This is a genomic window from Aquabacterium parvum, assembly GCF_001447195.1.
Lineage (GTDB): Bacteria > Pseudomonadota > Gammaproteobacteria > Burkholderiales > Burkholderiaceae_C > Aquabacterium > Aquabacterium parvum.
The window spans coordinates 18,448-27,449 of record NZ_LFRI01000322.1 but is presented as its reverse complement, the minus strand read 5'-3'; the positions used below and the strand labels follow the sequence as shown (position 1 = coordinate 27,449).

Genomic DNA, 9,002 nt, shown 5'->3' with positions numbered 1-9,002 from the left:
CAGCGCCGGAAGATCCGAGCAATACGGTGAACTGTCCCTGATGGAGTTTGAGAGTGGTGGGATACAGTGCAATCGCATCACCATAACTGACTGAGACATTCTGTAGTTCGATCATGACACCTCCGGCAGATTTGAAATCGTAATCAAAAATGATGACCTGATTACGAATCTGAATTGCAGCGATGGTAATGTCGTGATATGACACCCTGATGACTCGTTGATGTCATTTTTGAGACATGGTCGCGGGTGCCTGTGAGGGAAATAAGTTGTGCTATCTATGCCAAATATAGACGCCTGCTATCGGTCGATAGCCGCCGATCCAAGCGCGCAGCACGAGGGGCAGCTCTCAGCCTCATCCGGCCCCCAACACTGACCCTGAGCCCCCACGGGACCGCACAAGCTCCCCAAGACCCCAAACTGACGCCACCCCGCCATCCGCCAGCGCTCTAGACTTCTGGCAGATGTGAGCGACGCTATGAAACACCCACCCAAGCCAGAAGCACTGACCGTCCTTTACGACGGCGCCTGCCCCCTGTGCCGGCGCGAGATCGCGCACGTGCAAGGCCTGGCTGCGCAGCGCCGCGATAGCGCCCTGTGCTTCATCGACGTCAGTTCCAGCCAGAGTAACTTGCCGCCGCAAGAGCGCGCCCGGCTGCTGGCGCGTTTTCACGTGCAACTCGCCGACGGCTCCCGACTGGACGGCGCCGCCGCCTTCGTGGCCATGTGGGCTCGCCTGCCCGGTTGGCGCTGGCTGGCGCGCGCGGCCGGCTTGCCGGGTGCCATGCCCGCGCTGGAGCAGGCCTACCGAGGCTTCCTGCGGGTGCGCCCGCGCCTGCAGGCCCTGGCTCTGCGGGCAGATGGCAGAGGCTCATCTCAAGGCATCCCCACATCCCAAGGCGCCACCTCCCCCGCAAACCGCTGCGCCAGAAAATCCACCAACAACCTCAAAGCCAAAGGCTGATGCCGCCTCGACAGGTAAATCGCGTGGATGCCCAGCACCTGCGGTTCGTGATCAGGGAGCAGCCTCACCAGCCGGCCTGATTGCACGTCGTCACCCAGGTAGTACGTCGGCAGCGTGCCGATGCCCGCGCCACACAACATGGCGCGGCGCAGCACCGCTGTCTCGTTGGTGTGAAAGCCCCAGCTCACCGGCACCGTCACCACCGCGTCGCCACGCGTGAACCGGTACTGCGGCCCGATGCCCGAGGCGTGCGCGATGCATCGGTGCTGGCGCAGGTCTTCGGCCACGCGCGGGGTGCCGTGGCGGGCCAGGTACTCGGGTGAGGCGCACAACACCGAGCGGCAGCGCGCCAACTGCCGCGTGATCATGTTGTCGTCCAGGGTGTTGGTGATGCGCACGGCCAGGTCCACGCGCTCGGCCACCAGGTCGGTGGCCTTGTCGCCCACCGACAGCACCACCTCGACCTGCGGGTGCAGGCGCTGGAAGTCCACCAGCGCGGCGGTCAGCTGTGCCTCGGCAAACGAGCCGGCCGTGGTCACGCGCAGCACGCCCGAGGGCTCGCGGCTTCGCTCGGCGGCCAGGTGCTCGGTGTCCTGGGCGATGTCCAGCAGCTGACGGCACGAGGGCAGCGCGGCCAGGCCAGCGTCGGTCAGGCTGACCTTGCGGGTGGTGCGGTGCAACAGGCGGGCGCCCAACCAGCCCTCCGCCGCCGCGAGGTAGCGGCTGACCATGGCGGCAGACATGTCCAGGTGCTCGGCGGCCTGGGTCAGGCTGCCTCGGTCGGCCACTTCCACGAACACGCGCACGGCGCTCAGGCGGTCCATCGGGTCTCCGTGTTCGGCAGAGGGCAAGGCAATTTCATCGATTCATGCAACAACTCATCAACCGAACCGCACTTTATCAACCAAATCAACATCAATACAGTGGACCCATCGCCTACTAGGCAGCTTCAACCGGAGTCCTCCATGTTCAAACCCCTCATCGCTCGCCCAACCCGCCTGCTGTCCGCCCTCGCCCTGGGCATGGTCGCGCACTCGGTGGCCGTCGCACAAACCGCTGTGCCGCTCACGCTCAAGGTCCACAACGCCGACGCCAACAGCTTCCACGTCAACGCCGTGGTGGTCAGTGGCCCGACAGAAGCCGTCGTCATCGACACCGGCTTCACCCGCGCCGATGCGCTGCGCGTGGCGGCCAACGTGCTCGACAGCGGCAAGGCCCTCAAGGCCATCCTGATCAGCAACGCCGACCCCGACTTCTACTTCGGCGCCGAGGTGCTCAAGACCCAGTTCCCGCAGGCCCAGGTGCTGACCACGCCCGCCGTGCGCGAGAAAATCGCCGCCAAGCTGGCTGGCAAGCTGACGTTCTGGGGGCCGAAGATGGGCGCGAACGCCCCGCGCACGCCCGTCGTGCCCGAGGCCATGCAGGGCACCACGCTGACGGTGGACGGCCAGGCCATCGAGGTGCGCGGCACCACGGGCGAGCTGGCGCACCGGCCTTATGTGTGGATCCCGTCGATCAAGGCGGTGGTGGGCAACATCGCCATCTTCGGTGGGCTGCACGTGTGGACGGCCGACACACAAAAGGCCAGCGAGCGCCAGGCCTGGCTGGCGCAACTCGACGAGATCGCCGCATTGAAGCCCGACACCGTGGTGCCCGGCCACATGCAGGCCGGCACACCTCTGGACGCCAGCAGCATCGCCTACACGCGCAGCTACCTGCAGCGCTTCGAGGCCGAGTCAGCCAAGGCCGCCAACGCCGCCGCGTTGATCCAGGCCATGAAGCAGGCCTACCCGCAAGCGGGCATGGGCCTGGCGCTGGACATCGGCGCCAAGGTCAACAAGGGCGAGATGAAGTGGTGAGGCCCTGGGCGGCGGCCCCGGGCACCTGCGCGGTGCCGCTCAAACCTTGGGTCGCTCCCCACGGCGCAGGCCAGGCTCGCCCAGGTGCTGACTCGGCGTCGAAAGCGGGGGCGGCAATTCCGCCCCGGCGCGCCGCCCTCTGAACAGCCCTACCCGCGCCAGCACCATGGCGCTGACCGGCGCCGTGATGGCCAGCACGATGATGACCAACCAGGCGTGCAGGGCCAGAGAACCTTCGCGGACCGAGAAGTACACGATGAAGGCCAGGGTGACGCTCCATGCCGCCAGCGTTGAAGCCAGCGCCGGTGCGTGCATGCGCGCAAAAAAATCAGGCAGGCGCCAAAGGCCCATCGCGGCCAACAGGACCAGCAAACCACTGAGCAACAGCAGCGCCGCGATCACCACCTCGGCCCACAAGTTCGGGCTCCAGCTCATTCGATGGCCTCCCCGCGCAGCAGGAACTTGGCCATGGCCACCGAGCCCACGAAGCCGAACAACACCATCAGCAACGCACCCTCGAAGTACATGCTGCTTTCAAAGCGAATGGCCAGCACCATCATCACCAGCATGCCCACGATGTAGAGGAAGTCGAGCGCCAGCACGCGGTCCTGCGCACTGGGGCCACGCACCATGCGCATCAGGCCGAAGACCATGGCGATGGCATAGAGCATCAAGGTGATGGAGATGGCGATGGCAAGCAGCGGGCTCATTCAAAGATCTCCTTGAGCGGGCGCTCATAAGTCTGCTTGAAGTGCGCGACAAAGGCGGCTTCATCGGGCACATCGAACACGTGCACGAGCAGGACGCTGTGATCCGCCGCCAGCTCCGACCACACGGTGCCTGGCACCACCGCCGTGATGACGGCCAAGGCAGCCAGGGCGTGCGGATCACGCAACTCAAGCGGCACGGTCACGAAAGCGCTTTGAGGCGGACGGCGCCTGGCTCGCAGCACCCCGAAAGCCACCTGCAGCGCCGAAGCCACGACGTCGACGCCGACCAGCGCGATCAGCCGCAGCAGCACGCCCCAGCGCCGCATCGGCCCGGGAGAAGGACGCAGCGCCGAAAACAGCAGCGGCATCGCCAGGGCGACGACGAACGCCAACAGCAACTGGGCCGCAGACAGCGACTGGTTGAGCAGCAACCAGCCCCCGAAGATGCCCACAGAAAGCCAGGGTGCAGGCACGATGCGCTTCATGGCTGGGCTCCTGAAGGCGTCAAGACAGCAGGCGCCTGAGCGGACGCATCACCCGACGAGTGCATCGGCTGCAAGGGCCTGGCCGACATCACGGCACCGATGTAGCGCTCCGGGTTGTGCAAGGCATCGGCCGTGTCCCGCGCGTAGCGAAGGGCTGGCTCGCCCCACACCACCAGCATCACCGAAGCGGCCAGCAAGGCACCGATGGGCAAGGTCTCGATGACACGCAGCCTGGGCGAGGCACGATCGGCAGCGCCCCAGAAATGACGGATGCCCACCCGCATGAGCGCCGTGGCCGCGAACAAGCCCGAGACGATGAGGAGCACCAACAGCGCCCAGGCCGGCGTGCTGCCTTGCTGCAGCAGCGCCTGCAACATGGCCAGCTTGGCGACAAAGCCTGAGAAAGGCGGCAGCCCGGCCACCACGCCAGCGCAAATGCCGAACGTCACGCCCAGGAACGCCAGCGCACCCGGTATGGCCCGGCCGATCAGCGCGTCTTCGTTGTCGTCCAGGTTGACGCCCGGCGGTGGCGCGGCATCGAAGAAAGCCGGCAGTCGGTCCTGCCCATCGTCGATCTGCTGCGGGCCCAGCTCCACCTGACGCGAGCGCTCCAGCAACTCGACCAGCATGAACATGGCCCCACCGGCCAGCGTCGAGCTCACCAGGTAGAACAGCGCGCCCGTGCTGAGGGCCGGCGCGTCAAACCCGATGGCCGCGATCAGGGTGCCCGACGAAGCGATGACGCTGTAAGCCGCCAGCCGCGCCAGTTGCTGGGACGCCAGCATGCCGATGGCGCCAAACGCCAGCGTGGCCAGACCACCCCAGATCAGCGCGCCACTGCCGAAGTGGGCCGACGCGCCAGCGGTCTCGGGAAAGCACAGCGTCCACAGCCGCAGCAACGCGTACACGCCCACCTTCGTCAGGATGGCGAACAGGCCCGCCACCGGCGCGCTGGCCGCGGAGTAGGCCCCGGGCAGCCAGAAGTTCAGCGGCCACAGGCCCGCCTTGGCCAGGAAGGCAATCGCCAGGATGGCCGCGCCCGTGTGCAACAAGCCCCGGTCGCTGGTGGGCACGGACTGCAGCTTCTGCGCGATGTCGGCCATGTTCAGCGTGCCCGTCACGCCGTACAGCACCGCGACACCGATCAGGAAGAGCAACGAAGCCATCAAGTTGATGGCGATGTAGTGCAGGCCCGCCTTGACCCGCTTGTTGCCCCCACCGTGCAGCAACAAGCCATAGCTGGCAGCCAGCAGCACCTCGAAGAACACGAACAGGTTGAACAAATCGGCCGTCAGGAAGGCGCCATACAGGCCCATGAGCTGCAGCTGAAACAGCACGTGAAAGTGCACCCCGGCGTGCTGCCAGCGCGCCAGCGCATACAGCAGGGTCGTCAGCCCCAGCGCCCCGGTGAGCACCGCCATCAAGGCCGAGAGGTGGTCGGCCACCAGCACGATGCCGAAAGGCACCGGCCAATTGCCTGGCAGGTAGATGCCAAAGGCCGCAGCAGCGTCCTGCTGATTCACCCAGACCAGCAGCGCCACGGCTGCGGCCAGCGTCAACGCCGTCGAAAGCACGTTGACCGCTGCCTTGAGCCGACGCCGCCCCTCCCCGGCCCACAGCATCAAGCCGGCCGTCAGCAGCGGCAGCAGCACGGGCACCACCACGAGTTCGGCCCTCATGCCTCGTCCTCCTTGCCGTCGACGTGGTCACCGCCACTGAGGCCCCGCAGCGCGAGGATGACCACCAGGAACAGCGCCGTGGTGGCAAAACCGATGACGATGGCCGTGAGCACCAGCGACTGGGGCAGCGGGTCGCTGTAATTGAACAGGTCAGGGCTGATGCCGGGCTTGACGATGGGCTCCTTGTCGGTGGCCAGGCTGCCCACACTGAAGATGAACAGGTTGATGGCATACGCCAGCAACGACAGGCCAATGAGCACCTGAAAAGTACGCGGACGCAGCACCAGCCAGACACCCGATCCCGCCAACACCCCGATGGCCAGGGAAATCACGAGCTCCATCAGTGCGCCTCCCTGGATTGGGTGGCCAGCGCGATGTCGGCCACCTGGGCTGCTTCGGCCTCGATCGTCACGGCTTGCTGCCGACGCGCGCGCATCGACTGGTGGGCCAGCGAGCTCAGCAGCAGGAAGGTCGAACCCACCACCACGGTGAACACGCCCAGATCGAACAGCGCCGCTGACGGCACGTGCACCTCGCCCAGCACCGGCAACTGCAGGTGCGCGGTGTGCGTGGTCAAAAAGGGGTAGCCCAGCGCCAGCGAGCCCAGGCCGGTGGCCAGGGCCACCAGCAGGCCGAAGGCGATCCAGCGCATGGGCCGCAGGCGCAGCCGTGCCTCCACCCAGCGCGTGCCCCCCACCAGGTACTGCGCGATGAAGGCAATGGCCACCACCAGCCCAGCCACGAAACCGCCTCCCGGCTCGTTGTGCCCGCGCATGAACAGGTGAAACGCAAACACCCCTGCCAGCGGCAGCAACAGGCGTACCAGCACGGCTGGCACGGCAAGGTAAGGCGCCACCGCGTGGCCTTCGTCGTCGGGGTCGATCAGGTCAAGGCCCGGATCGCGCGCGTTCATGCGCTGCGGCTGCGGCAATTCGATGGACTCGGTGGCTGGCCGAAAGCGCCGCAGCAGCGCATACACCGTCAGGCCCACGATGCCCAGCACCGTGATCTCGCCCAGGGTGTCGAAGGCTCGGAAGTCCACCAGCATCACGTTGACGATGTTGGTGCCGCCGCCTTCGGGCAGGGCCTTTTCAATGAAGAAGGGGGAGATGCTCATGGGTGCATGGCGCGTGAGCAGTGCATACGACAGGGCTGCCAGCGCCAGGCCCACCAGCACGGCCAGGGTGAGGTCGCGCACCCGGCGCGACCAGTCGAGCACGCCCTGGTGCGGGGCCACGGTCTGCACCCGGGTCGGCATCCAGCGCAGCCCGAGCAGGAAGAGCACCACGGTCACCACCTCGACGGCGAGCTGCGTCAGGGCCAGGTCGGGCGCCGAGAACCACGCGAAGGTGATGCACAGCACCAGGCCCACCGCGCCCAGCATGATCAGCGCCGCCAGCCGGTGAAACTTGGCCTGCCAGGCCGCGCCCACCGCGCAGAAAGCGCCAATGGCCCAAAGCACGACGAACTCGGGTGTCAGCGGCACGCGTTCGCGGTCGCCCCACGCCAATGGCACGATCAGCGACGAGCCCACGCCCGCGAACAGCGCCACCGTCACCAGGGCCAGCATTTGCGGCTGCAATCGGCGGGTGCCCAGCAGGCGAACGGCGCGGCGCGCACGGCCCGACAACCAGGCCACCAGCAGCTCGAACACGCGCTTGCCCTGCAACCACCCGAACCCCGGCACACCACTGCCGCGACGGGCCTTGAATCGCCTTGCGAACACCAGGTAGAGCACCAGCCCGCCCACCGTGGCCACCAGGCTCATCATCAAGGGCGTGTTGAAACCGTGCCAGACGGCCAGGCTGTACGCGGGCAGCACGCCGCCCACCACGGGCTTGGCCGCCATCGCCAGCACATCGCCCACCGACCAGGCCGGCAGCGTGCCCACCACCACGCACAGCAGCACCAGCAACTCCACCGGCACGCGCATCCAGTGCACGGGCTCATGTGGCTGGCGCGGCAGGTTGCGCGAGGGCGGGCCAAAGAACACATCGTGCCCCAGGCGCAGCGAGTACACCACCGCGAAGACGCCGGCCAGCGTGGCCACCGCCGGCAAGGCCGTCTCCAGCCAGGGATAGGTGTTGATGTAGACCGTCTCGGCGAAGAACATCTCTTTGGAGAGGAAGCCGTTGAGCAGCGGCACCCCGGCCATGGCCGCGCTCGCCACGATGGCCAGCGTGCCGGTGATGGGCATGCTGGTGAACAGGCCGTCCAGGCGCCGCATGTCGCGCGTGCCGGTCTCGTGGTCGATGATGCCCACCGACATGAACAGCGAAGCCTTGAAGGTCGCGTGGTTGAGCATGTGGAACACCGCGGCCACGGCGGCCAGCGGGCTGTTCATGCCCAGCAGCAAGGTGATGAGCCCCAGGTGGCTGAGCGTTGAGTACGCCAGCAGGCCCTTGAGGTCGTTCTGGAACATGGCCACAAAAGCGCACAGCAGCAGCGTGACCAGGCCCGCGCCGCCCACGATCCAGAACCACATCTCGGTGCCGGCGAGGGTCGGCCACAGCCGCGCCAGCAGGAACACACCGGCCTTGACCATCGTGGCCGAATGCAGGTAGGCCGACACGGGCGTGGGCGCGGCCATCGCGTGGGGCAGCCAGAAGTGGAAGGGGAACTGCGCGCTCTTGGTCAACGCGCCCAGCAGGATCAGGCACAGCGTCAGCGGGTACAGCGCATGCGCACGAACCAGGTCACCCGCCTGCAACACGCGTTCGAGCTCGAAGCTGCCGACGATGTGGCCCAGCAGCAGCACCCCCGCCAGCAAAGCCAGCCCGCCCGAAGCCGTGACGGTGAAGGCCATGCGGGCGCCCCGGCGCGCGTCCTTGCGGTGCGTCCAGTAGCCGATCAGCAGGAAGCTGAAGATGCTGGTGAGCTCCCAGAACACCACCAGCTGCACCAGGTTGCCCGAGACCACCACGCCCAGCATGGCGCCCATGAAACCCAGCAGCAGCGAGTAAAACCGCGCGGCCGGGTCTTCGGGCGAAAGGTAGTAGCGCGCATAGATGACCACCAGCAGGCCCATGCCGCTGACCAGCATCGCGAACATCCACGCAAAGCCATCGAGCCTCACGACCACGTCCACCCCGAGCGTGGGCAACCACGACAGGCGCTCGGTCAGCACCTGACCGGCCTCGACAGAGGGGTAGAGCAAGGCCAGCGGCACCGCCACGGCCAGCATGACGAGCGCCGCCCACAGCGACTCCAGGTTGCGGGCGTTCGTTGGCAACACCGCTGCAACGGCGCTGCCAACAAAAGGCAGGAGGACGAGCAAAAGCAGTGACATGCCCCGAGTCTAACGACAG

Annotated in this window: 9 protein-coding genes and 1 pseudogene; 2 read left to right on the top strand and 8 right to left on the bottom strand. The window is 66.8% G+C overall.

What is annotated here, in order from left to right:
- Window positions 1-205, bottom strand: a pseudogene (locus tag ABG80_RS23490) (hypothetical protein); the annotation flags it as partial.
- Window positions 206-475: 270 nt separating this feature from the next.
- Here ABG80_RS23490 and ABG80_RS21440 point away from each other — a divergent pair.
- A complete protein-coding gene (locus ABG80_RS21440; protein WP_083506010.1) occupies window positions 476-961 on the top strand; it encodes a thiol-disulfide oxidoreductase DCC family protein in 486 nt (161 codons plus the stop codon).
- Here ABG80_RS21440 and ABG80_RS10860 read toward each other — a convergent pair.
- Window positions 874-1,785 carry a LysR family transcriptional regulator gene (locus tag ABG80_RS10860; protein ID WP_058087681.1) on the bottom strand — a complete coding sequence of 304 codons (912 nt, stop codon included), beginning with the start codon at window positions 1,783-1,785 and terminating at the stop codon, window positions 874-876. The genes ABG80_RS21440 and ABG80_RS10860 overlap by 88 nt on opposite strands.
- A gap of 156 nt (window positions 1,786-1,941) precedes the next feature.
- On the opposite strand from ABG80_RS10860, the gene ABG80_RS10855 reads away from it, so the two are divergent.
- Window positions 1,942-2,820: an MBL fold metallo-hydrolase gene (locus ABG80_RS10855; RefSeq protein ID WP_058087686.1), complete on the top strand. Its 879-nt coding sequence runs from the start codon at window positions 1,942-1,944 to the stop codon at window positions 2,818-2,820.
- A gap of 39 nt (window positions 2,821-2,859) precedes the next feature.
- Here ABG80_RS10855 and mnhG read toward each other — a convergent pair whose 3' ends face one another.
- Genes mnhG through ABG80_RS10825 form a run of 6 tightly spaced genes read right to left on the bottom strand, consistent with a single transcriptional unit; the run spans window position 2,860 to window position 8,983 of the window.
- The gene (gene mnhG, locus ABG80_RS10850; protein ID WP_058087680.1) at window positions 2,860-3,255 is read right to left on the bottom strand and encodes a monovalent cation/H(+) antiporter subunit G; all 396 of its coding nucleotides are present in this window, start codon (window positions 3,253-3,255) and stop codon (window positions 2,860-2,862) included.
- Window positions 3,252-3,530 (bottom strand): K+/H+ antiporter subunit F, encoded by a 279-nt coding sequence (locus tag ABG80_RS10845; protein ID WP_058087679.1) that lies wholly within the window; start codon window positions 3,528-3,530, stop codon window positions 3,252-3,254. Before ABG80_RS10845 ends, mnhG begins: the two co-directional genes overlap by 4 nt.
- Window positions 3,527-4,015 carry a Na+/H+ antiporter subunit E gene (locus ABG80_RS10840; RefSeq protein ID WP_058087678.1) on the bottom strand — a complete coding sequence of 163 codons (489 nt, stop codon included), beginning with the start codon at window positions 4,013-4,015 and terminating at the stop codon, window positions 3,527-3,529. Before ABG80_RS10840 ends, ABG80_RS10845 begins: the two co-directional genes overlap by 4 nt.
- Window positions 4,012-5,694, bottom strand: coding sequence for a monovalent cation/H+ antiporter subunit D (locus tag ABG80_RS10835; protein WP_058087677.1), 1,683 nt, complete (start codon window positions 5,692-5,694; stop codon window positions 4,012-4,014). The genes ABG80_RS10840 and ABG80_RS10835 overlap by 4 nt, the downstream gene beginning before the upstream one ends.
- Window positions 5,691-6,035: a Na+/H+ antiporter subunit C gene (locus ABG80_RS10830; protein ID WP_058087676.1), complete on the bottom strand. Its 345-nt coding sequence runs from the start codon at window positions 6,033-6,035 to the stop codon at window positions 5,691-5,693. The genes ABG80_RS10835 and ABG80_RS10830 overlap by 4 nt, the downstream gene beginning before the upstream one ends.
- Window positions 6,035-8,983 carry a monovalent cation/H+ antiporter subunit A gene (locus ABG80_RS10825; protein WP_058087675.1) on the bottom strand — a complete coding sequence of 983 codons (2,949 nt, stop codon included), beginning with the start codon at window positions 8,981-8,983 and terminating at the stop codon, window positions 6,035-6,037. The genes ABG80_RS10830 and ABG80_RS10825 overlap by 1 nt, the downstream gene beginning before the upstream one ends.
- Window positions 8,984-9,002: the final 19 nt, after the last annotated feature.